27 protein-coding genes are annotated in these 22,228 nt (G+C 58.4%); 16 read left to right on the forward strand and 11 right to left on the reverse strand.

Annotated elements, in window-relative coordinates:
* Window positions 1-500: CaiB/BaiF CoA transferase family protein (locus GPL81_RS06150; protein WP_178122572.1), on the reverse strand; the 500-nt coding region annotated here is incomplete at its 3' end.
* Between the two features lie 13 nt (window positions 501-513).
* Window positions 514-1,695, reverse strand: a complete 1,182-nt coding sequence (locus GPL81_RS06155) for an acyl-CoA dehydrogenase (protein ID WP_077047085.1) — start codon at window positions 1,693-1,695, stop codon at window positions 514-516.
* Between the two features lie 157 nt (window positions 1,696-1,852).
* Between GPL81_RS06155 and GPL81_RS06160 the strand changes: the two genes are divergently transcribed.
* The 10 genes from GPL81_RS06160 to GPL81_RS06205 all read left to right on the forward strand — a co-directional run bounded on the left by GPL81_RS06160 (window position 1,853) and on the right by GPL81_RS06205 (window position 11,743).
* The gene (locus tag GPL81_RS06160; RefSeq protein WP_160106072.1) at window positions 1,853-2,752 is read left to right on the forward strand and encodes a LysR family transcriptional regulator; all 900 of its coding nucleotides are present in this window, start codon (window positions 1,853-1,855) and stop codon (window positions 2,750-2,752) included.
* A gap of 435 nt (window positions 2,753-3,187) precedes the next feature.
* The gene (locus GPL81_RS06165) at window positions 3,188-4,309 is read left to right on the forward strand and encodes a Re/Si-specific NAD(P)(+) transhydrogenase subunit alpha (RefSeq protein ID WP_160105870.1); all 1,122 of its coding nucleotides are present in this window, start codon (window positions 3,188-3,190) and stop codon (window positions 4,307-4,309) included.
* Window positions 4,310-4,320: 11 nt separating this feature from the next.
* On the forward strand, window positions 4,321-4,677 hold the full coding sequence (locus GPL81_RS06170) for an NAD(P) transhydrogenase subunit alpha part 2 (protein WP_007992881.1): 357 nt from the start codon (window positions 4,321-4,323) through the stop codon (window positions 4,675-4,677).
* Complete coding sequence (locus GPL81_RS06175; RefSeq protein WP_160105872.1) at window positions 4,674-6,110, forward strand: NAD(P)(+) transhydrogenase (Re/Si-specific) subunit beta; 1,437 nt, start codon at window positions 4,674-4,676, stop codon at window positions 6,108-6,110. Before GPL81_RS06170 ends, GPL81_RS06175 begins: the two co-directional genes overlap by 4 nt.
* Before the next feature lie 213 nt (window positions 6,111-6,323).
* Entirely contained in the window at window positions 6,324-7,817 is a 1,494-nt protein-coding gene (scpC, locus tag GPL81_RS06180) for a succinyl-CoA:acetate CoA-transferase ScpC (protein ID WP_160105873.1), read from the forward strand.
* Window positions 7,818-8,136: 319 nt separating this feature from the next.
* Entirely contained in the window at window positions 8,137-8,352 is a 216-nt protein-coding gene (locus tag GPL81_RS06185) for a DUF1127 domain-containing protein (RefSeq protein ID WP_007947887.1), read from the forward strand.
* A 339-nt stretch (window positions 8,353-8,691) separates the two neighbouring features.
* On the forward strand, window positions 8,692-9,012 hold the full coding sequence (locus GPL81_RS06190) for a DUF2388 domain-containing protein (protein ID WP_160105875.1): 321 nt from the start codon (window positions 8,692-8,694) through the stop codon (window positions 9,010-9,012).
* A 107-nt stretch (window positions 9,013-9,119) separates the two neighbouring features.
* Window positions 9,120-9,437, forward strand: coding sequence for a DUF2388 domain-containing protein (locus tag GPL81_RS06195; protein WP_096514031.1), 318 nt, complete (start codon window positions 9,120-9,122; stop codon window positions 9,435-9,437).
* Between the two features lie 27 nt (window positions 9,438-9,464).
* Window positions 9,465-9,785 (forward strand): DUF2388 domain-containing protein, encoded by a 321-nt coding sequence (locus GPL81_RS06200; RefSeq protein WP_160105877.1) that lies wholly within the window; start codon window positions 9,465-9,467, stop codon window positions 9,783-9,785.
* Window positions 9,782-11,743, forward strand: coding sequence for a DUF7844 domain-containing protein (locus GPL81_RS06205; protein WP_160105879.1), 1,962 nt, complete (start codon window positions 9,782-9,784; stop codon window positions 11,741-11,743). The genes GPL81_RS06200 and GPL81_RS06205 overlap by 4 nt, the downstream gene beginning before the upstream one ends.
* Window positions 11,744-11,873: 130 nt before the next feature.
* Here GPL81_RS06205 and GPL81_RS06210 read toward each other — a convergent pair whose 3' ends face one another.
* From GPL81_RS06210 to trpB, 3 genes are all read right to left on the reverse strand, one after another.
* On the reverse strand, window positions 11,874-12,308 hold the full coding sequence (locus tag GPL81_RS06210) for an anti-virulence regulator CigR family protein (protein ID WP_160105881.1): 435 nt from the start codon (window positions 12,306-12,308) through the stop codon (window positions 11,874-11,876).
* Between the two features lie 121 nt (window positions 12,309-12,429).
* On the reverse strand, window positions 12,430-13,242 hold the full coding sequence (gene trpA, locus GPL81_RS06215; RefSeq protein WP_160105883.1) for a tryptophan synthase subunit alpha: 813 nt from the start codon (window positions 13,240-13,242) through the stop codon (window positions 12,430-12,432).
* Entirely contained in the window at window positions 13,242-14,477 is a 1,236-nt protein-coding gene (trpB, locus tag GPL81_RS06220; RefSeq protein WP_160105885.1) for a tryptophan synthase subunit beta, read from the reverse strand. Before trpB ends, trpA begins: the two co-directional genes overlap by 1 nt.
* A gap of 112 nt (window positions 14,478-14,589) precedes the next feature.
* Between trpB and GPL81_RS06225 the strand changes: the two genes are divergently transcribed.
* Window positions 14,590-15,507, forward strand: a complete 918-nt coding sequence (locus GPL81_RS06225; protein ID WP_160105887.1) for a LysR family transcriptional regulator — start codon at window positions 14,590-14,592, stop codon at window positions 15,505-15,507.
* Here the strand turns inward: GPL81_RS06225 and GPL81_RS06230 are convergent.
* On the reverse strand, window positions 15,480-15,806 hold the full coding sequence (locus tag GPL81_RS06230; RefSeq protein ID WP_096514037.1) for an ElaB/YgaM/YqjD family protein: 327 nt from the start codon (window positions 15,804-15,806) through the stop codon (window positions 15,480-15,482). The genes GPL81_RS06225 and GPL81_RS06230 overlap by 28 nt on opposite strands.
* Before the next feature lie 156 nt (window positions 15,807-15,962).
* Here GPL81_RS06230 and GPL81_RS06235 point away from each other — a divergent pair, with 156 nt between their 5' ends.
* Window positions 15,963-16,178, forward strand: a complete 216-nt coding sequence (locus GPL81_RS06235) for a dodecin (RefSeq protein ID WP_008027736.1) — start codon at window positions 15,963-15,965, stop codon at window positions 16,176-16,178.
* 123 nt (window positions 16,179-16,301) lie between these two features.
* Window positions 16,302-16,523: a DUF1161 domain-containing protein gene (locus GPL81_RS06240; RefSeq protein WP_160105889.1), complete on the forward strand. Its 222-nt coding sequence runs from the start codon at window positions 16,302-16,304 to the stop codon at window positions 16,521-16,523.
* A 109-nt stretch (window positions 16,524-16,632) separates the two neighbouring features.
* On the opposite strand, the gene GPL81_RS06245 is transcribed toward GPL81_RS06240, so the two are convergent.
* Window positions 16,633-17,634, reverse strand: coding sequence for an LLM class flavin-dependent oxidoreductase (locus GPL81_RS06245; RefSeq protein WP_160105892.1), 1,002 nt, complete (start codon window positions 17,632-17,634; stop codon window positions 16,633-16,635).
* Between the two features lie 254 nt (window positions 17,635-17,888).
* Here GPL81_RS06245 and GPL81_RS06250 point away from each other — a divergent pair, with 254 nt between their 5' ends.
* Complete coding sequence (locus GPL81_RS06250) at window positions 17,889-18,320, forward strand: OsmC family protein (RefSeq protein WP_160105894.1); 432 nt, start codon at window positions 17,889-17,891, stop codon at window positions 18,318-18,320.
* 185 nt (window positions 18,321-18,505) lie between these two features.
* Complete coding sequence (locus tag GPL81_RS06255) at window positions 18,506-18,739, forward strand: DUF1161 domain-containing protein (RefSeq protein WP_095194445.1); 234 nt, start codon at window positions 18,506-18,508, stop codon at window positions 18,737-18,739.
* A gap of 6 nt (window positions 18,740-18,745) precedes the next feature.
* Here the strand turns inward: GPL81_RS06255 and GPL81_RS06260 are convergent, their stop codons facing one another.
* On the reverse strand, window positions 18,746-19,171 hold the full coding sequence (locus GPL81_RS06260) for a PA0061/PA0062 family lipoprotein (RefSeq protein WP_160105896.1): 426 nt from the start codon (window positions 19,169-19,171) through the stop codon (window positions 18,746-18,748).
* A gap of 40 nt (window positions 19,172-19,211) precedes the next feature.
* Complete coding sequence (locus tag GPL81_RS06265) at window positions 19,212-19,634, reverse strand: PA0061/PA0062 family lipoprotein (RefSeq protein ID WP_160105898.1); 423 nt, start codon at window positions 19,632-19,634, stop codon at window positions 19,212-19,214.
* Between the two features lie 60 nt (window positions 19,635-19,694).
* Between GPL81_RS06265 and GPL81_RS06270 the strand changes: the two genes are divergently transcribed.
* Entirely contained in the window at window positions 19,695-20,786 is a 1,092-nt protein-coding gene (locus tag GPL81_RS06270) for an aminopeptidase (RefSeq protein ID WP_160105900.1), read from the forward strand.
* Between the two features lie 127 nt (window positions 20,787-20,913).
* On the opposite strand, the gene GPL81_RS06275 is transcribed toward GPL81_RS06270, so the two are convergent.
* A complete protein-coding gene (locus GPL81_RS06275; RefSeq protein ID WP_096514044.1) occupies window positions 20,914-21,372 on the reverse strand; it encodes an REP-associated tyrosine transposase in 459 nt (152 codons plus the stop codon).
* Between the two features lie 196 nt (window positions 21,373-21,568).
* Window positions 21,569-22,219, reverse strand: a complete 651-nt coding sequence (locus GPL81_RS06280) for an HAD family hydrolase (protein WP_160105901.1) — start codon at window positions 22,217-22,219, stop codon at window positions 21,569-21,571.
* Window positions 22,220-22,228 lie beyond the last annotated feature (9 nt).

The raw sequence follows: 22,228 nt of genomic DNA on the forward strand, positions 1-22,228 counted from the left end.
CCCTCATCCCCTTCAGGCCGCCCCGTCAGGCTCATGAGGCCGCCCAAGCCCTGGATCATGAAGTCATAACCCGCGCGCTTGGCATAAGGACCGGTTTGACCGAACCCGGTGATCGAGCAATAGATCAGGTCCGGGTTGATCGCCTTCAGCGATTCGTAGTCCAGCCCGTAAGCGGCCAGGCCACCGACCTTGAAGTTTTCGATCAGGATGTCCGACTTGGCCGCCAGATCACGCACCAACTTCTGCCCCTCAGGGCGCGTGAAGTCGATGGTCACCGATTGCTTGTTGCGGTTGGCCGACAAGTAATAGGCGGCCTCGCTGGTGTTCTCGCCATAGGCGTCTTTAAGGAAAGGTGGACCCCAGGCGCGCGTGTCATCGCCATTGCCCGGACGCTCGACCTTGATCACCTCGGCGCCAAGGTCGGCAAGGATTTGCCCGGACCAAGGCCCGGCCAGCACCCGCGATAAATCCAGTACCCGTAGATGCGAAAGCGCGCCCATGGACGTTCTCCTATTAATAGAACGCCTGGATGCCGGTTTGCGCACGACCAAGGATCAGCGCATGCACGTCGTGAGTACCTTCATAGGTATTGACCACTTCCAGGTTGACCAGGTGGCGAGCAACACCGAATTCGTCGGAGATACCGTTGCCGCCCAACATGTCACGGGCCATGCGCGCGATGTCCAGGGACTTGCCGCAGGAGTTGCGCTTCATCATCGAAGTGATTTCCACCGCCGCGGTACCTTCATCCTTCATGCGCCCCAGACGCAGGCAGCCTTGCAACGCCATGGTGATTTCGGTCTGCATGTCGGCCAGCTTCTTCTGGATCAACTGAGTGGCGGCCAACGGACGACCGAACTGCTGACGATCCAGGGTGTACTGGCGAGCGGTGTGCCAGCAGAACTCTGCGGCACCCAAAGCGCCCCAGGAAATGCCGTAACGCGCGGAGTTGAGGCAGGTGAAAGGACCTTTCAGACCGCGGACATCCGGGAAGATGTTCTCTTCCGGAACAAAGACGTTGTCCATGACGATCTCGCCGGTGATCGATGCCCGCAGGCCGACCTTGCCGTGAATCGCCGGAGCACTCAGGCCTTTCCAGCCTTTTTCCAGAACGAAGCCACGGATGTCGCCCGCGTCGTCCTTGCCCCACACCACAAACACATCGGCGATCGGGCTGTTGGTGATCCACATCTTGCTACCGGTCAGGCTGTAGCCGCCTTCGACTTTGCGTGCACGGGTAATCATCGCGCCCGGGTCGGAACCGTGGTTAGGCTCGGTAAGACCAAAGCAGCCGATCCATTCACCCGACGCCAGTTTTGGCAGGTACTTCTGTTTCTGCGCTTCAGTGCCGAACTCATTGATCGGCACCATTACCAGCGAGGACTGCACACTCATCATCGAGCGGTAGCCGGAATCGATACGCTCGACTTCACGGGCAATCAGGCCGTAGCTGACGTAGTTCAGGCCGCTGCCACCGTACTGCTCGGGAATGGTTGCACCCAGCAGGCCCACTTCGCCCATTTCGCGGAAGATGGCCGGATCGGTTTTTTCATGACGGAACGCTTCGAGAATTCGCGGCGCAAGGCTCTGCTGGGCGAACTGCGCAGCAGTATCACGGATCATGCGCTCCTCTTCGGTGAGCTGTTGATCCAGCAGCAGGGGATCGATCCAGTTGAAGCTAGCTTTACCGGCCATGAGTGTGTCCTCTCGAAACAGGTCAAATAACGTGGACTGATCCTAGGCCGGGTTCGTCGTCCCGGCAAACGAGGATTTCGCATACTGTTGTGCTAATTTCTCACTTCGAAACGTCGCACAACGCAATTAATGCGATGTATTAGTGAGGTTGACGTACATGCGCAGGAAGATACCCAGTACAACCGCCCTGATCAGCTTCGAGGCGGCCGCACGACACGAGAGCTTTACCAAGGCAGCACAAGAGTTGTCGCTTACCCAAGGTGCGATTTGCCGACAGATCGCCAGCCTTGAGGAGTTCCTCAATGTTGAATTGTTCCGACGCTCGCGGCGCGGAGTGAAGCTGACAGAAGCCGGACTTTCCTACAGCCGTCGGGTTGCCACTCAACTCGACGCTGTAGAGCGGGACACCCTGTCCGTGATGGGGCAACAAGGAACCAACGTGATCGAACTGGCCGTGGTACCGACCTTCGGCACTCAATGGCTGTTGCCTCGACTCAAGGACTTCCAGCAAAAACACCCGGAGGTGACGGTCAATCTGACGAACCGCACGCGCCCGTTCCTGTTTGCCGATACCGACTTCGATGCGGCGATTTACTTCGGCGATGCGGACTGGTCCGGCACAGAATCCCACCGATTGATGGGCGAACACCCGCTGCCCGTGTGCAGTCCCAACCTGCTGGGAAAAAAGACCCTCCTGACAGCCGGCGAAATCGCCGAGTTACCCCTGCTACAGCAGACCACTCGTCCCTATGCCTGGCGACATTGGTTTAACTCTCAGCGACTGAATGTCCCTCGCGACATGACAGGACCGCGCTACGAGCTATTCTCCATGCTGGCCCAGGCGGCCATGCACGACATGGGCATCGCCTTGATTCCACCGTTTCTGATTCAGCGCGAACTGGCCGAGAAACGATTGGTGATCGCCAACCCTCAGGCACTCTCCAGCATCAAGGCTTACTACCTGATGATTCCTGAGCGAAAGGTCGAATCGGCGTCTTTACGGGCTTTTCGGGATTGGCTGGTCAATCAGGCGCACAGCTACAGCCTAGAAGGATAAAGGCTTACGAGCATTAGCTGACCTCGTAGTCAGCAAAATAAAAACCCTACAGATATAAGTATTTGTCGCATATTCGAAGACTGTACGAGAAAGCAGTACAAACGTTCCACAAGCGCCTGAACACATGGCTTTGCGCCGCTATCTCGTAGCAATAAAGCATCATTCATATGGCCGATGTGAAAATTGCTGAATTTTGGCAAAATCGTCTGAAAGGCACGCTGTACAAGGGATTGAACCGAATTGATGCGACATTCGGTCACGGGGTGACTTGTAGTTAATTTTCCGTCACGCGTCATAATCTCTTGAAGGGCACAAAGTTCGCCTGCAAAATGCCGCGCCCCGCCTTGATTTGGCGGGGCCGTGCTGATCGGCCGCCCCAGCCGCACCATCCGTAGTGCATGGGTTTACTTAATAAGATCACGCAGGAGATTTGACGTGCACATTGGTGTTCCTCTCGAAACCCAGACGGGTGAAACGCGGGTTGCTGCTACCCCCGAAACCATTAAGAAGCTGATCGGCCAGGGCCATAAGGTCACTGTTCAGAGCGGCGCCGGCATCAATGCCAGCGTTATCGACAGTGCCTATGAAGCGGCAGGCGCAACCATTGGCAGCGCCAGTGATGCGTTTGGCGCCGAGCTGATTCTCAAAGTGGTCGCACCCAGCAACAGCGAGCTCGCGCTGATCAAGCGCGGCACGATTGTGGTGGGCATGCTCAACCCGTTCAGCAATGAAACCATCGCCAAACTGGCCGAGTGCGGCATTACCGCGTTTGCGCTGGAAGCCGCGCCGCGCACCTCCCGTGCCCAGAGCCTGGACGTGCTGTCCTCGCAGGCCAACATCGCCGGCTATAAGGCTGTGTTGCTGGCGGCTCACCACTATCCGCGCTTCATGCCGATGCTGATGACCGCTGCGGGCACCGTTAAAGCGGCGCGCGTACTGATTCTCGGCGCCGGTGTTGCCGGGTTGCAGGCGATCGCCACGGCGAAACGTCTGGGAGCGGTGATCGAAGCGTCCGACGTACGCCCTGCGGTTAAAGAGCAGATCGAATCCCTCGGCGCCAAGTTCGTCGATGTGCCTTACGAAACCGATGAAGAGCGTGAATGCGCGGTCGGTGTCGGCGGTTACGCACGCCCCATGCCTGCCAGCTGGATGCAGCGCCAGGCCGTGGCCGTGCACGAACGTGCCAAGCAGGCTGACATCGTCATCACTACCGCACTGATTCCGGGCCGCAAGGCGCCGACGCTATTGAGCGCGGAAACCGTGGCGCAAATGAAGCCAGGATCGGTGGTCATCGACCTCGCGGCAGCCCAGGGCGGTAACTGCCCGCTGACCGTGGCGGATCAGGTGGTTGTCGAAAACGGCGTGACCATCGTCGGCCCGACCAATCTGGCGGCCGCGGTCGCAGCCGATGCCTCCGCACTGTATGCCCGCAACCTGCTGGACTTCATGAAACTGTTGTTCGATAAAGAAGGACAACTGGTGATCAACCTTGAAGACGATATCGTCGCCGCGTGCCTGATGTGCCGCGAAGGCCAGATCGTGCGCAAGAACGGCTGAGGATAAAAACAATGGAAGACATGCTGATCTCTCACGGTATCTACAACCTGATCATCTTCGTACTGGCTATCTATGTCGGCTACCACGTGGTCTGGAACGTGACCCCTGCACTGCACACACCACTGATGGCAGTCACCAACGCCATCTCGGCCATCGTAATCGTCGGCGCCATGCTCGCCGCCGCCCTCACCGTAACCCCGCTGGGCAAGACCATGGGCACCCTGGCCGTGGCCCTGGCCGCCGTCAACGTGTTTGGTGGTTTCCTGGTCACCCGGCGCATGCTGGAAATGTTCAAGAAGAAAGCGGCTCCAGCAAAAGCTCCGGCAGCCAAGGCCGAAGCAGTCAAGGCTGAGGTGCAGCAAGCATGAGCATGAATCTGGTTACATCCCTGTATTTGATCGCCTCGGTCTGCTTCATCCAGGCGCTCAAGGGCCTCTCGCACCCAACCACGTCACGTCGCGGCAACCTGTTCGGCATGCTCGGTATGGGCCTGGCGATCCTCACCACCGTCGGCCTGATCTACAAACTCGGTGCCGAGCTGGCCCATGACGGTATCGTCTACGTGATCGTCGGCCTGTTGATCGGCGGCACTGCTGGCTCGATCATGGCAAAACGCGTTGAAATGACCAAAATGCCTGAGCTGGTCGCCTTCATGCACAGCATGATCGGCCTGGCAGCGGTATTCATCGCTGTGGCCGCCGTGGTCGAGCCACAGTCGCTGGGCATCGTCCAGCAACTCGGTGACGCGATCCCGGCCGGTAACCGCCTGGAACTCTTCCTCGGCGCCGCCATCGGTGCAATCACCTTCTCCGGTTCCGTCATTGCCTTCGGCAAACTGGCGGGCAAGTACAAGTTCCGCTTGTTCCAGGGCGCACCGGTACAGTTCTCCGGCCAGCACAAGCTCAACCTGCTGCTGGGCCTGGCCACGCTGGCACTGGGCGTGACCTTCATGCTCACCGGCGACTACACCGCTTTCGGCGTGATGCTGGCGCTGGCCTTCGTGCTCGGCGTGCTGATCATCATCCCGATTGGTGGTGCCGACATGCCGGTCGTCGTGTCGATGCTCAACAGCTATTCCGGCTGGGCAGCGGCGGGTATCGGCTTCTCGCTGAACAACTCGATGCTGATCATCGCTGGCTCTCTGGTGGGTTCGTCCGGTGCGATTCTCTCGTACATCATGTGCAAGGCGATGAACCGCTCCTTCTTTAACGTATTGCTCGGTGGTTTCGGCAATACGGCTGACGCAGGCGGCCCTGCAGGCTCGAAAGAAGCCCGCCCAGTGAAATCCGGTTCGGCTGACGACGCGACTTTCCTGCTGACCAACGCTGACACCGTGATCATCGTTCCGGGTTACGGCCTGGCGGTAGCACGGGCGCAACATGCGCTGAAGGAATTGACCGAGAAGCTGACCCATCGCGGTGTGACCGTGAAGTACGCGATCCACCCGGTCGCCGGTCGTATGCCAGGGCACATGAACGTACTGCTGGCCGAGGCTGAAGTGCCGTACGACCAGGTGTTCGAGATGGACGACATCAACTCCGAGTTCGGCCAGGCCGACGTGGTGCTGGTGCTGGGCGCCAACGACGTGGTCAACCCGGCCGCCAAGAACGATCCGAAATCGCCGATTGCCGGCATGCCGATTCTCGAAGCGTTCAAGGCCAAGACCATCATCGTCAACAAGCGTTCGATGGCCAGCGGCTATGCCGGCCTGGACAACGAACTGTTCTACCTGGACAAAACCATGATGGTGTTCGGTGACGCTAAAAAGGTCATCGAAGACATGGTCAAGGCTGTCGAGTAACCCCGCACGGCACACAGAACGCCCTGACTTGTCAGGGCGTTTTTGTTTGCGCAAATCGTCAGACAAACTATTCTTTTGTTACCGATCCGGTAACGGTGTTTTGCTTAAAAGGCCCGGAATAGACGCCTCGATTGCGACCTTGGTAGCGGGACAGAAGTCGGCGCAATTCACTAGACTGCACGTCCTGCTACCTGTTGCCCGAGATAAAAACCCATGTACCGTGACCGTATTCGCCTGCCTTCGTTGTTGGACAAAGTGATGAGCGCTGCCGACGCTGCCGCTCTGATTGAAGACGGCATGACCGTCGGCATGAGTGGCTTTACACGCGCCGGGGAAGCCAAGGCCGTCCCTCAAGCGCTGGCCGAGCGCGCCAAGGTCACGCCACTGAAGATCAGCCTCATGACCGGCGCCAGCCTGGGCAATGACCTGGACAAGCAATTGACCGAAGCCGGCGTGCTGTCGCGACGCATGCCGTTTCAGGTCGACAGCACGCTGCGCAAGGCGATCAACGCCGGTGAAGTCATGTTCATCGACCAGCACTTGTCGGAAACCGTGGAGCAATTGCGCAACCAGCAACTGAAGTTGCCGGACATTGCCGTGATTGAAGCCGTCGCCATCACCGAGCAAGGCCATATCGTGCCGACCACCTCGGTGGGCAACTCGGCCAGCTTCGCGATCTTCGCCAAGCATGTGATTGTCGAAATCAACATGGCGCACAACCCGAACCTCGAGGGCCTGCACGACATCTATATTCCGACCTATCGCCCGACCCGCACCCCGATTCCATTGGTCAAGGTCGACGACCGCATTGGCAGCACCGCCATCCCGATCCCAGCGGAAAAAATCGTCGCCATCGTGGTCACCAACCAGGCTGACTCACCTTCTACTGTGCTGGCACCGGACGCCGAGACCCAAGCCATTGCCGACCACCTGATCGACTTCTTCAAACAGGAAGTGGCCGCCGGGCGCATGACCAACAAGCTCGGCCCGTTGCAAGCCGGCATCGGTACCATCGCCAACTCGGTGATGTGTGGCCTGATCGACTCGCCGTTCGAAGACCTGACGATGTACTCCGAGGTGCTGCAGGACTCGACCTTCGACCTGATCGATGCCGGGAAGCTGAGCTTTGCTTCGGGCAGTTCGATCACCCTGTCGAGCCGGCGCAATGCTGACGTGTTCGGCAACCTGGAGCGCTACAAGGACAAACTGGTCCTGCGCCCGCAGGAGATTTCCAACCACCCTGAAGTCGTGCGTCGCCTGGGCATCATCGGTATCAACACGGCGCTGGAGTTCGACATCTATGGCAACGTCAACTCCACTCACGTCTGCGGCACGCGGATGATGAACGGTATCGGTGGCTCGGGCGACTTCGCGCGCAACGCGCACCTGTCCGTGTTCGTGACCAAGTCGATCGCCAAGGGCGGCGCGATCTCCAGCGTGGTACCGATGGTCAGCCACGTTGACCATACCGAACATGACGTCGACATCCTCGTGACCGAAGTGGGCCTGGCAGACTTGCGAGGCCTCGCGCCTCGGGAGCGTGCCCGAATCATCATCGACAAGTGCGTACACCCGGACTACCGCCAGGCACTGAATGATTACTTCACTGCCGCCTGCGCCCTCGGTGGACACACGCCGCACATCCTGCGCGATGCCCTGAGTTGGCACATCAAGCTGGAAGAAACCGGGCGAATGCTCACCTCGTAATCGATACAGATAGCAGCTGACGAAAACACAGTTTCGTCAGCCTGCTGCTGCCAAGCCATATCCCGTCAAAAACTGTACTGCTGTACCGGTCATTTCCTACCGAAACACCCCACACACCGACATCAAATCCGCAAAATTGCACTACAACGGTGCAGATAGGTACAGTTGCCTCAATTTTGACCAGTACACCCCCTATAAACAGTTAACTGAGCCCTCACAATACAGATGAACTGTATCTACAGAGACTAGGCAAACAAGAGGATCATGGGCACCAGTTAAACCACTACCTAATCCCGCCACAAGCGGAAGGATGAAAACCATGGAACGTACACTCAGTTCCGATCTGTTCTTCGAAGACACCGCTGCAAAAACCCAGGCTTCCATGCCTCTGCGCGTTATCGCCAACCTGATGCTGTGGCAGCGCCGCATCTCCAGCCGCCACCAACTGGCTCGTCTGGATTCGCGTCTGCTGGCTGACGCCGGGATTAGCGAAGCACAACGCTACGAAGAGCTGAGCAAGCCGTTCTGGCGCTAAGTTAGCGTCGCTGGCTTTGACCTTAAGGTCCGCCGCCAGCAACCCGAATTGAACAAACAAGACCCGTCGTGGGAAACCACGGCGGGTTTTGTCGTTTAAGGGGTAGAAAAAGGTGGCATCAGTACAGTTTGATAAAATATGAATCAGACCTATACAGTTATACCGATAGGCTCATACTCGTTAAAAGCTTCACCAGATGATCCTTCACACGATCAGATTGTCGCGGTAATACGCACCGGCCTACTATCCATTCAGAACGTGGCGAATATTGAGTGTCTAACGTTTGACTCATTCGACACTGCGCCACCTTTCAATCGGTTTTACCCAAAGGAGTTACCCATGTCCCGTCTTCGTCTGCTCAGTGCTGCTGCCCTGTTTGCCGTGGCTGCCAATGCCAGCGCAACCAGCTTCATCGTGACCACCGACGCTGTGGTCAACGCGCTCAAAGCCACGTCCGATGCGACCACCGACGTCGTCTCGTCGTCGTTCAAGGATGACAAAATCGTGCTCGCGGCCCGTGACGACGCTGCCAGCTTCGTCGCCAGCGAAGGTTCCATCCGCGGCGTGAAACTCGAAAGCGCCCTCGACCACATTCGCCACCGGGCACCTCAACTGAACGCAAGCGACGCACAACTGGCGCAAGCGATCCTGACCATCTAAACGGCTGCACGGACAAGGGGCGCGCCCGACGTGCCCCAGCGTTTCGTGGCTGGATCCAGGTCGGACCTTGCGTTAGCCTTGGGGCTTACTTTCAACTGTCGAGTCTCATGCGTTTTCCTTCAAATCTGTTGATCGCTCCCGTCCTGCTTACCCTTGGTTACTGTGGATCAGCCCACGCTTATGACGCCTTCAACCTGTCCACCCAAGGCATCGTTGCCAGCGGTTACGCCACAAGTTTGGTGACCAGCGCGCCCTTCGACCATAAACTGCTGTTCGCCGCCCAGGATGATGCAGCGGCATTCATTGCCAGTGACGGCCAACTGAGAGGCGCACGACTGGAGTCGGCCCTGCGTTATCTGCGCCGGACCCAGGCAAAACTTCATGCCAGCGACCTTGAACTGGCACAAGCAATTCTCGTCCAATAGTTATCCCTGCTTTTCTGGAGTCGTTCCATGCGTAACCCGCTGATTGCTGCCACCTTAGGCCTGTTGCTGTTAGCCGATGTGGCCCAGGCACATACTCTGGTTGCCACCAGTAACATGCTGATCCGTGCTACCCAGCGCACCCTCGATTTCACCTCCGACACCACCACGTCCATTCGCGATTCGAAAATCGTGCGCGAAGCCCAGGAGGACGCCGCCAGTTTCGTTGCCAGCAATGGCGATATTCGTGGCGCTCACCTGGAATCCGCTTTCGACTTGCTGCGCACCCGAGTACCGGAAGCCCGTGACGCCAGTGATCAGGATCTCGCCGAAGCCATCCTCGCACTGTGAGGCGTCCAGGCGCCTGGCTGCTGGCCGGGGCCCTGTTGCTGCTTGGCAACACGGCCCACGCAGGCCTTCAGTTACATCTCAAGACCGAAGGTCTAACTCCCGCGCAACAACAAGCCAGCCAGGTGTTGCTCGATGAAGCCATGCAGGCACTGCCGCCACGCTTTATCGAGCAACTGGACCGGCGCATCGACGTCGGCTGGACCGATGACATGCCGCACGACGCCTACGGCCAGGCGTCACCGGTGTCCGAGCTCGATCTCAACCGCAACCTGCTGGCCGGCCTCACCGATGGCAGCGCCGCGACCCGGAAAACCCATCGCCCCCATGGCACCGTGCGCCTGGAACTGCTGGCCACGGTGTTGCACGAACTGACACACATCTACGATCGGGCGCGCTTGTGGCCGGATGCAGAACGCAAACTGATCCAACGCTGCACCCAGCGCAGCAACAGCTCAGGGCTGGTTGGCATTCCCGACCAATGTCGCGGCCAGTCCGATCGGCGCTTTACCCTCAGCGACGACCCACGTCTGCTCGACCTCGCCGGCTGGCAGCAATACGTGGGCCGTCGCGGCGAACGCGAACAGCACAACCGCCAGACTGCCCGCAGTCCGGATATCTACGAGACCAGCAGCCCAAAGGAATTCGTCGCGGTCAATATGGAGTATTTCCTCCTCGACCCGAGCTACGCCTGCCGCCGCCCGGCGCTGTACCGCTACTACAAGGAACATTTCGGCTGGGCACCCGTCGCCAAAGACGCCTGCGGCAAAACCTTCGCTTTCCTCAATGCCGGCAACGACTTCGCCAAGACACCTTTGGGCCAGGTCGATCCGGAGCGGGTCTATGCCGTTGACTATCTGCTGGCCGAGGCCAACCAGAACCTGTTCAGTCGCTGGGGCCACAGCATGTTGCGCCTGGTGATTTGTGCACCGGGGCGACCACGCGGTCCGGATTGTCGACTGGACCTGGACCAGCATCTGGTGCTTTCCTACCGTGCCTTCGTCGGCGACGTACAGCTGTCGAGCTGGGATGGCCTGGTCGGTAAATACCCGTCGCGGCTGTTTATCCTGCCGCTGTCCCAGGTCATCGACGAATACACCAAGACCGAACTGCGCAGCCTGGCCTCCGTGCCCCTGAACCTGTCACGCAAAGAAATTGAAGACGTGGTGGAACGCGCCGCCGAGATGCACTGGAGCTACGACGGCAACTACTTCTTCCTGTCCAACAACTGCGCAGTGGAAGAACTGAAATTACTGCGCGGCGGTACCAACAACCCGCAACTGGTGGGACTCGACAACATCATGCCCAACGGTTTGCTGGAGGTGCTGAAGGGCCGTGGGCTGGCGGACACCAGCGTACTGAACGATCCGCGAGAGGCCTTGCGCCTCGGTTATCGCTTCGACTCCTTCCGCGATCGCTATCAGGCCATGTTCGAAATACTGAAAAAGCAATTGCCGATCAAACAGGAAACCGTCGAAGACTGGCTGGACTTGAAAGCCCAGGAACGTCGGCAATGGTTCGAGCAGGCCGATCTACGCACCAGTGCAGCGTTGCTTCTGCTGGAGCAAGCGAGTTTCCGTCGACAGTTGCTATTGGCCCAGGATGAAGTGAAGCAGCGTTATCTGGGCGCCCGAGAGCTGAAGAATGGCGGCATGGACAAGGCCAACGAGACACTCAAGGACATTCTCGCCAACAGTGGCTTCCTCAGCCGGCCGGCGGAACTGCTGGGCACCAACGGTTATGGCTTGCCGCAACCGAGCGAGTGGCAGCATCTGGAAGCGGAAAGCAGCCAGCGCCAGAAGCAGCTCCTGGCGCTGTCCGGGGCCCTGGATAAAGAAGTGAGAGCCTTGCTGGAACCGAGCCGTGCCGCCGAAATGGCCGCCAACGAGGCCAACGTCAAACAGATTGGCGAGCACTTGCGCAAACTGCACAAAGCGTCGGGCGGGATAGAGCTACCTTGACCCCACGACCTGTAGGAGCGAGCTTGCTCGCGAAAGGGCCATCAGCTTTAACATCCGGGTTGACTGATACAACGCCATCGCGAGCAAGCTCGCTCCTACAGGGGCTCAGGGTTCGGTCCAATATGATCCGTCAGTACAGAACCCCCTGCAGAACCTCGTAGACAATCCCGGTGCCCGCAGCAATCAGTACCACGTCTGCGCCGGCACGGCGCCATTCGTAACCCGGGTAATACGGCAGCCGGCTCAATGCTCGATTATCCAGCCGCTCACCGTAATAGCCACGGGGCAGCGGCCGACCACGCACCAGGTAGACACCGGGTGGTGGCGGTGCGCCCCGAACGAAGTAGCCGTGATTGTCGTGGATCGTCTGGCGAACCGGACCGAAGTCCCGTGGTGGAGGCCCACCACGATGGTTGTCATGGTCGTGATGTTCATCGCCATGGTAGTCACCATGATTATCGTAACGACCGTGATCATCGTGCTGATCTGCGCTGACAGGCAAAAACGGTGTAGCGCTGAGCATCAGAACGCCCAGGCCGGCAATCAGACGCTTCGATATTTTCATCAAGGTTTTCCTCACAACACACACAGCAAAAAGGGCTTCAGAACGTAGTCCTGAAGCCCTCGGTCTTGCTGATTAGTCTGTGTCGGAAGGCTCTAATTCCTCTGTATCAGGAACTTTACCTTCAGCTCACGCGAGCCTTACGCACGCCGTCGGCCAATGCCGAGCAAAGACTCAACACGCCATCGATCGCCTGATCCGGTGTCGAGGCATCGGCGATGTGATCGATCAGTGCCGAACCCACCACCACACCATCGGCCAGACGTGCGATAGACGCCGCTTGCTCCGGCGTGCGAATACCAAACCCAATGCTGATCGGCAGATCGGTATGGCGACGCAGGCGAGCGACCGCCTCTTCAACGTGCTCCAGTGTTGCCGCGCCGGCACCGGTCACACCGGCAACGGACACGTAGTACACAAAGCCGGAGCTGCCGTTGAGTACCGTCGGCAAACGTACATCGTCGGTGGTCGGGGTGGTCAGGCGGATGAAGTCCAGACCGGCAGCCTGCGCCGGATCACACAGTTCGCCGTTGTGCTCGGGTGGCATGTCCACCACGATCAGGCCATCGACACCGGCCTCTTTCGCATCGGTGATGAAACGCGGTACGCCGTATTTGTGGATCGGGTTGAAGTAGCCCATCAGCACCAGCGGCGTTTCGTTGTTGTCCTTGCGGAACTCACGCACCATTTCCAGGGTTTTCGCCAGGTTCTGCTTGGCAGCCAGGGCGCGAATGTTGGCGAGCTGGATCGCCGGGCCGTCGGCCATTGGATCGGTGAAGGGCATGCCCAGTTCGATCACGTCGGCGCCAGCGGCCGGCAAACCTTTGAGGATCGCCAGGGACGTGTCGTAGCCCGGGTCGCCAGCGGTGACGAAGGTCACCAGGGCGGCACGGTTCTGTTCCTTGAGTTCGGCAAAACGCGTTTGCAGGCGGCTCATCAGTGTTTCTCCTGCTGTGGCTGCACTTGTTGAGAGTTTTCCATGTGGTGCATCACGGTCTGCATGTCTTTATCGCCACGGCCGGACAGGTTGACCACCATCAGGTGATCCTTCGGCAGCGTCGGTGCGCGCTTGAACACTTCAGCCAAGGCGTGGGCGCTTTCCAGCGCCGGAATAATCCCTTCCAGGCGGCAGCACTGGTGGAAGGCGGCAAGCGCTTCGTCGTCAGTCACCGAGGTGTACTGAACACGACCGATGTCATGCAACCAGGCGTGTTCCGGGCCGATACCCGGGTAATCCAGACCTGCGGAGATCGAGTGGGCGTCGATGATCTGGCCATCTTCGTCCTGCAACAGGAAGGTGCGGTTGCCGTGCAGCACACCCGGTACGCCGCCGTTCAGGCTGGCCGCGTGTTTGCCGGTTTCGATGCCGTAGCCGGCCGCTTCAACGCCGATGATTTCCACGCTCTTGTCGTCGAGGAACGGGTGGAACAGGCCCATGGCGTTGGAACCGCCACCGATACAGGCCACCAGGCTGTCCGGCAGACGGCCTTCCTGAGCTTGCAACTGGTCGCGGGTTTCCTTGCCGATGACAGCCTGGAAGTCGCGGACCATCGCTGGATAAGGGTGCGGACCGGCCACGGTGCCAATCAGATAGAACGTGTTGTCGACGTTGGTCACCCAGTCACGCAAGGCTTCGTTCATCGCGTCCTTGAGGGTGCCGGTGCCGGCCACGACCGGAATCACTTCGGCGCCCAACAGCTTCATGCGGAACACGTTGGCCTGCTGACGTTCGATGTCGGTTGTGCCCATGTAGATGACGCAGTCCAGGCCAAAACGCGCGGCCACGGTAGCGGTCGCCACACCGTGCATGCCGGCGCCGGTCTCGGCGATGATGCGCTTCTTGCCCATGCGCCGCGCCAGCAGGATCTGGCCGATGCAGTTGTTGATCTTGTGCGCGCCGGTGTGGTTCAGCTCTTCACGCTTGAGATAAATCTTCGCACCGCCACAGAACTCGGTCAGGCGCTCGGCGAAATAAAGCGGGCTCGGACGACCGACGTAGTCGCGCTGGAAGTAGGCCAATTCTTCCTTGAATGCAGGATCGTCCTTTGCCGCCTCGTATTCGCGAGCCAGATCGAGGACCAGCGGCATCAGGGTTTCAGCGACGTAACGGCCGCCGAACGCGCCAAACAGGCCGTTGGCGTCAGGGCCGTTGCGCAGATTAGTCTGGGTCATGGGGCGCTCCAATTGAATGCGTGATATGACAATGGGCTTAACTCTACCTCTCACACTGCGCCCTGAAAACCGATAAGATCGCCACCACCTGTCAGGAAAACTCACAGATACCATGAGCCACGACCTGCCACCTCTGAATGCCCTGCGCGCCTTTGAAGCCACCGCCCGCCTGAACAGCGTCAGTCAGGCGGCGGAACAGCTGCACGTTACCCATGGCGCGGTCAGCCGGCAGCTTAAGGTGCTGGAAGAACACCTCGGGGTGAGTCTGTTCACCAAGGATGGTCGCGGCCTGAAACTCACAGATGCCGGCATTCGTTTACGCGATGCCAGCGCTGAAGCCTTCGAGCGCCTGCGCACCGTATGTGCCGAACTCACCCAGAGCACCGCCGATGCGCCTTTTGTGCTCGGCTGCTCGGGAAGCCTGCTGGCACGCTGGTTCATTCCGCGCCTGGGACGGCTGAACGCCGATCTGCCGGACCTGCGCCTGCACCTATCCGCCGGCGAAGGCGATCTCGATCCCCGTCGCCCCGGCCTGGATGCCTTGCTGGTGTTTGCCGAGCCGCCCTGGCCGGCGGATATGCAAGTGTTCGAGCTCGCCAGTGAGCGGATCGGCCCGGTAATGAGTCCTCGATTCGTCGGCTTCGATAAGCTCAAAGCCGCGCCGGCCACAGCCCTGCTCAATGAATCAGTGCTGCATACCACCTCGCGGCCGCAAGCCTGGCCCAGCTGGGCGCAGCAAATCGGCCTCGACGCCAATGCGCTGAAGTACGGTCAGGGTTTCGAACATTTGTATTACTTGCTGGAGGCCGCCGTGGCCGGGCTGGGCGTGGCGATTGCCCCCGAGCCGCTAGTGGCCGAAGACTTGAAGGCGGGGCGACTCGTTGCGCCTTGGGGCTTCAGCGAAACCCCGGCGCAACTGGCGCTGTGGCTGCCCAAGCGCGCCGCGGACGGGCGCGCCCTACAACTGGCGCAATGGCTCAAGAACGAGCTGCGCCAGACGGATCAGTCACCGCGCTTGATCAGCAAGTAGGCAGCCAGCAGACCCAATGCACCCACGGCGACACCGGCTGTCGTCCAAGGGTGTTCCTGGGCGTAGTCCCGGGTGGCAATCCCGGTCTCACGGGTTTTCACTTTAACCTCCTCATACGCATCGGAGAGCAGATGACGCGAATGTCTCAGCGCGTTCTCGGCGTTGCCCTTGAGCACCTTGAGGGTTTTACGCGACTCGTCCGAGGCGTCGTCCTTCAGGCTTTCCAAGGATTTGAGCAGACTCTCGATCTCCGCTTCCATGCTTTGCAATGAGGCTTTACGTAACGAGCTGTTAGCCATGGTGGCTCTCCTGCATTGTTGATGAGTGGCGTGTGTTGGTTGGGACTTCAAGGGGTCGAGAAAGTGCAGTAAATGTGAACTTGCCTGTCGGACCGACCGACAGAAGTAAGACGAAAATCACTGCTAGGCTGTATTTCACACCCTAAGGAGAACGCCATGACTGACCATCACACCTACAAGAAAGTCGAACTGGTTGGCTCGTCCACCAGCAGCATCGAAGACGCGATCAACAACGCACTGGCCGAGGCCAGTAAAAGTCTCAAGTACATGGAGTGGTTTGAAGTGACCGAAACCCGCGGGCACATCAAGGACGGCAAGGCTGCGCACTTTCAGGTAACGCTAAAGGTCGGATTCCGGATTGCCAGCAGCTGACAATAGTCTAGCCTTCTTGGAATACGCGCTGGCCGAGTGCCATAGGGAATGGCAAGGCGCTACATAACTAAATCTGGCCAAAAGCTGGGTGCTCCTTTTTGATCCGACCAGAGAATGCGACTGATGAAGAAGTTTATTTTGGCGGCAGGTTTGTTGAGTCTGGTGGGGACAGCCTTGGCTGATGTCAAATCCTGCGAAGAACTGAAAGCCGAGATTGCAGCAAAGCTTGATGCCAAAGGCGTGTCCGGTTATTCGCTGGAAATTGTCGATAAAGGCTCTGCGGCTGGCGGAAAGGTCGTCGGCACCTGTGAGAAGGGCACCAAGGAAATCGTCTATAAGCGGTAATTTAAGGACCGTAGGAGCTGGCTTGCTGGCGAAAAAAACAACGCGGTGCTTCAGATGCGCCGCCTTCGCTGGCAAGCCAGCTCCTACAGAAAAACACCGTGCACAAATGTCAGCCTTTCATGACCTGCGCCAGCAGCTCGTAGGAATGCAGACGATCAGCATGCTCGTAAAGGTCGCAGGTAAATATCAGCTCATCAGCCTGAGTCTGCTCGATCAGCACGTCCAGTTTGGCTCGAATTTTCTGCGGGCCGCCGATCATCGCCAGCCCCAGGAAGTCCATGACAGCCTCCCTCTCATGGGGCAGCCACAGCCCATCCATGGATTTCACCGGCGGGCGCTGCACCAGGCTTTGGCCGCGCATCAGCGCGAGTATGCGCTGGAACACTGAAGTCGCCAGATAGTCGGCCCGCTCATCGGTGTCGGCGGCCACCAGTGGCACACCGAGCATTACGTAGGGCTTGTCCAGCACCGCCGAAGGCTTGAAGTGATTGCGGTAGACGCGAATCGCCTCGTGCATGAAGCGCGGTGCGAAATGTGAAGCGAAGGCGTAGGGCAAACCCCGTTCACCTGCCAGTTGCGCACTGAACAAGCTTGAACCCAGCAGCCAGATCGGCACATTGGTACCGGTGCCCGGCATCGCGATGACGCGCTGCTCCGGCGTGCGCGGGCCGAGATAACGCACCAGTTCGGCCACATCTTCCGGGAAGTCGTCGGCGCTGCCGGAGCGCTCGCGGCGCAGCGCACGGGCCGTCATCTGATCGGACCCCGGGGCGCGACCGAGTCCCAGGTCGATGCGCCCTGGGTACAGGCTTTCAAGGGTACCGAACTGCTCGGCGATCACCAGCGGCGCGTGATTGGGCAACATCACCCCACCCGAACCCACGCGAATGGTCGACGTGCCACCCGCCAGGTAGCCCAGCAGTACCGAAGTCGCGGAACTGGCGATGCCGTCCATGTTGTGGTGTTCAGCGACCCAAAACCGGTTGTAGCCGAATTTCTCGACGTGCTGCGCCAGGTCCAGCGAGTTGCGCAGCGATTGAGCCGCGCTGCCATTTTCCCGCACAGGCACCAGATCTAGGGTCGAGAACTTGATATCGGACAGTCGTTTCATGAACCTGCTTCTCCAATTGAGGGCGCAGGTTTTTTCTTGCGAACGAAAACCTGCCGAATCCAAAAGCGTGTTTCATGCAATGTGGGCATATACCCGAGTTTCAATAGCACCGGGAAAATTTCCTACTAAAAACGTAGGTCAATCGGATGAAGTGAACTTTGCGTCCCGGACTATCCTCAGAACCCTAGATACCAAAACGAGCAACCGAAACCCCATAGGCGCAACGCTTCGCGCCGAATCTTGAGGAGACAGGCATGGCTATCATTAAAAAGGCATCGGCTCATTGGGAAGGTGATCTGAAAACCGGCATCGGCTCGATTTCCACAGAAACCGGCGTACTCAGGGAGGCACCCTACGGCTTCAAGGCACGTTTCGAAGGCGGCAAGGGCACCAATCCGGAGGAGCTGATCGGCGCGGCCCATGCCGGTTGTTTCTCCATGGCCTTTTCCATGATTCTCGGTGATGCCGGCCTCAAGGCCGACAGCATCGATACCCAGGCAGAAGTGACCCTGGACCAGGTGGAGGGCGGTTTTGCGATCACGGCGGTGAAACTGATCCTCAAGGCGAAAATCCCCGGCGCCAGCCAGGCGCAATTCGAGGAACTGAGCAATAAGGCCAAAGAAGGCTGCCCGGTTTCCAAAGTGCTAAATGCGAAAATCAGTCTGAATGCGACGTTGATCAATTAAGCGTTGAAATCAAAAGATCGCAGCCTTCGGCAGCTCCTGCATGGGATCGAATTTCGATGTAGGAGCCGCCGAAGGCTGCGATCTTTTTTGCCTTGAAACAAAACAAGGCTCATAAAACTGTGGTCGAATAAATGACAGCAGCCAAAACGCAGATTCCTGCGTGCTGCCTCAACGGAGCTTCAACCATGAAACGTTTTGCCTTGACGGTTATCTGTTGCGCACTGGCCACCTCGGCCTTGGCGGCACCGAAACCCTGTGAAGAACTCAAGGCCGAAATCGAAGCCAAGATCCAGGCCCGAGGGGTCACGTCCTACACCCTGGAAATCGTCACCAATGACGAAGTGCATGATCAGAACATGGTCGTGGGCTCGTGCGAAAACGGCACCAAAAAAATCATCTACCAAAAGAACGACCGCTGACAGGCTTTAATTAATACAGTTGGCCTGACTATCTTCGGCGACGATTTCACGTTTGGCGTTATACAGGCGGGCTTCCGGGGTGAACGCCATGGAGCGGGCTTGCAGCAGATAACGCTGACCGGCTTCGAAATGATCGTACTTGATGATCAAGTAACACAGCCGTTCCCTGCCACCGCCGAACATGTCCATGCCTCCTCCGCTGGGCACCTCGAAATCGAAGCGAACAGTCAATTCGTGGCGACCGGGACTGACCTGGAAAAACCGCCCGTCGCGCAAGCGCTGATTATCCAGTCGCTCGGCCATGAGCAATTTATCGTTGGGAAATGGCGTAGAGAAGTCGACCCACGCCATTTGTGGATTGGCCGCCGGCAGCGGGGGGGTCGAACAGCCCACAATTGCACTAGCGACCATTAACAGCATCAACCTGCGCATGATGAATGTCCCAAGGTAAGGGTATTCAGAATAGCGCCGATCAGGTGTGTTGGCAGCCCGCCGGTGTGCCTTTGCCAATCACTTTTCGCTGCTGATCGTAAAGTTTGGCCCATGGCCGAAACCCGATATTCCCGGCGTGCAACTCATAACGCTCCCCGGCGTTGAAACCGCTGAATTTCACATTCATCTGGCAATCGCGCCACAGCGGTCCGGCGCCCGGACCGATATCGGTGGCCTGGACCGGGAACTGGTAGCGAACCGTCAACTCATGACTGCCGGGCTGCACCTGAAAATAGCGTTTGTCGTCGGTCGCCTGGTTATCCACCTTTAGTGCTTGCAGGGCGGTGTCTTCCTGATGCGACTCCAGTGCGATCCATGCCTGCGTCGGATCATGGCGAGGTATTCCGAAACCAGCACAACCGGCCAGCAATAGCAGGCCTCCCGTCAGCATCAACTTGCGCATAGCGGAGCTCCAGTCAGGCGGGATAGTCTTGCGAACAGACTTTCCAGGGAATTTTTTATTTTGATCAGGCCGTGTCCAAGCCTTGGGTTACTTGATCGCGTTTTACGCATTTTGTTTCCGGGTGTGCTGCTTTTGTTGCTCAACGGTTGTTCCAGCGTCGGCTACTACAGCCAATTGGCCAGTGGCCAATGGCAATTGCTGCGTGCGCGGGAACCGGTTTCCAGTGTCATTGCCGACCCCAACCGCGATCAGAAACTGCGAGCGCACCTGGCCCAATCACAAAAGGCCCGGTCGTTTGCCAGCCTACAGCTGCATTTGCCGGACAATCAAAGTTACCGGTTGTACGCAGACATCGGCCGGTCCTATGTCGTCTGGAACGTGTTTGTCACGCCGGAGTTTTCCTTGAAGCCACAGAACCATTGCTTCCCTGTCGCGGGCTGTGTGGCGTATCGCGGTTACTACAGCCAGAGTGCAGCTCGCGGTGAGGCGGCGCTGCAACGTCTGCAGGGCATGGACGTGTCAATCGGTGGTGTCGAGGCCTATTCGACGCTGGGCTGGTTCAGCGATCCGATCATCAGCTCGATGATGGGCTGGGGCGATGAACGCCTGGCCACGCTGATTTTTCATGAACTGGCGCATCAGCGTGTGTATGTGAAGGACGACACTGAGTTCAACGAATCATTCGCCACCTTCGTCGAGCAGGAAGGCACCCGCCAATGGCGTGCTTACCGGAGCCTGCCGCCAGACAACGGGAAGCAGGCGCAACAACGGGATCAGTTCATTCAACTGGTGCTGAACACCCGTGCCCGCCTCGAAAAGCTTTACACCCTGCCACTGCCGCCCGAGCAAATGCGCCAGCGCAAGGCTGCGGAATTCGAGCGTCTGCGCGTCGAGTACCGACATTTGCGTGACAACCAATGGGCGGGAGACAAAGGTTACGACGCCTGGATCAATGCACCGATGAACAATGCGCGGCTGCTGCCATTCGGGCTTTATGACCAGTGGGTGCCGGCGTTTTCGGCGCTGTTTAAACAGGTGGGAGGGGATTGGGTGAGGTTTTACGCGCAGGTCGAGAGGGTGGGGGCGTTGCCGGTTGAGGAGCGTAAGGCGGCGTTGAAAGTGTTGGTGGAATCCAGCATTTCCGGCGCCTGAGCATACGCCATCGCGGGCAAGCCTTGCTCCCACAGGGCTCCGTTTGTACGCAATGCTTCGAACGACACAGATCCGTGGGAGCACGGCTTGCCCGCGATGGCGCCCGTAAGGTTTATTTAATGTCTGATCACAACCAGATCGCATCCCACAGCGGATAATCTCCAACTTTATCGACTAATCCCGCACGCAATGGATTGGCGACGATGTAACGAGCTACTGCCTGTAGATCCTCTTCTTTTCGAATGGCGCGGTCATGAAATCCCGACTGCCACAATGAACCTTCTCTCTGTAACAAGCGGTTGAGCGCGACCGTTGTCCGCGACTTCGTGCGCCCCATTAAAGTGCGCAATGGCATGCTTTTCAGTTCGATCAGCCAATGAAAATGATCTGGCATGACGACGAAGGCTAACGAGTTGGCAGATTGCTCTTGTTGCGCTTTGCGAAATGCGTCGACAACCAATCGGCCCGCCTCAAAGCCGGAAAGGACGGGCTGGCGGTTGTTTACGACAACCGTCAGCAAATAGATCTGCCCCTCCTCCGAGTAGCGACCCGAACGCAAACGATGGGATTGATGCTGGCTTGGCATGAGTGATCCTCCTTGATCTTGGCCTGAGTCATCAGGCTAGATTGTTGAAGGAGGGTCGGAGCTAATCAATTGATCGGGATGTGTCTGAGCTGACGTCATCGCGGGCAAGCCTTGCTCCCACAGGGCTCCGTTTGTACGCAATGCTTCGAACGACACAAACCCTTGGGAGCGATGATTGCCCGCGAAAGCGATGCAACTAACCCCGCAAAAACGCCTGATGCATCTCCTCAAGTGTTTCGAAATGCCAGGCCGGGGCTTCGGCGCTCAACTCTTCGCGACTGCCAAACCCGTAGCCCACCGCTGCCGCGTCCAGCCCGTTGCTACGGGCACCGATCAGGTCGTGCTTGCGATCGCCGATCATCAGGGTGTTGGTCGGGTCGAGGCCCTCTTCGGCCATCAAGTGGGCGATCAGTTCGACTTTGTTGGTGCGGGTGCCGTCCAGTTCGCTGCCGTAGATCACTTTGAAGTGTTTGGCGAAGTCGAAATGACGGGCGATTTCCCGGGCGAAGATCCACGGTTTTGAGGTCGCGATATACAGCTGTCGACCCTGTCTGCCAAGGGTTTCCAACAGCGGCGTGACGCCATCGAACACGCGGTTTTCATAGAGCCCGGTGACCTTGAAGCGTTCGCGGTAGAAATTCACCGCTTCCCAGGCCTTGGCTTCGTCGAAGTCATAGAACTGCATGAATGCCTGCAACAACGGCGGGCCGATAAAATGCTCGAGTTTGGTCAGGTCGGGTTCGTCGATGCCGAGCTTGCTCAAGGCAAACTGAATCGAACGCGTGATGCCTTCGCGAGGATCGGTCAGGGTGCCATCGAGGTCGAACAAAATCGTTTGGTAATGCATGAAAATTCC

The organism is Pseudomonas izuensis (assembly GCF_009861505.1).
Lineage (GTDB): Bacteria > Pseudomonadota > Gammaproteobacteria > Pseudomonadales > Pseudomonadaceae > Aquipseudomonas > Aquipseudomonas izuensis.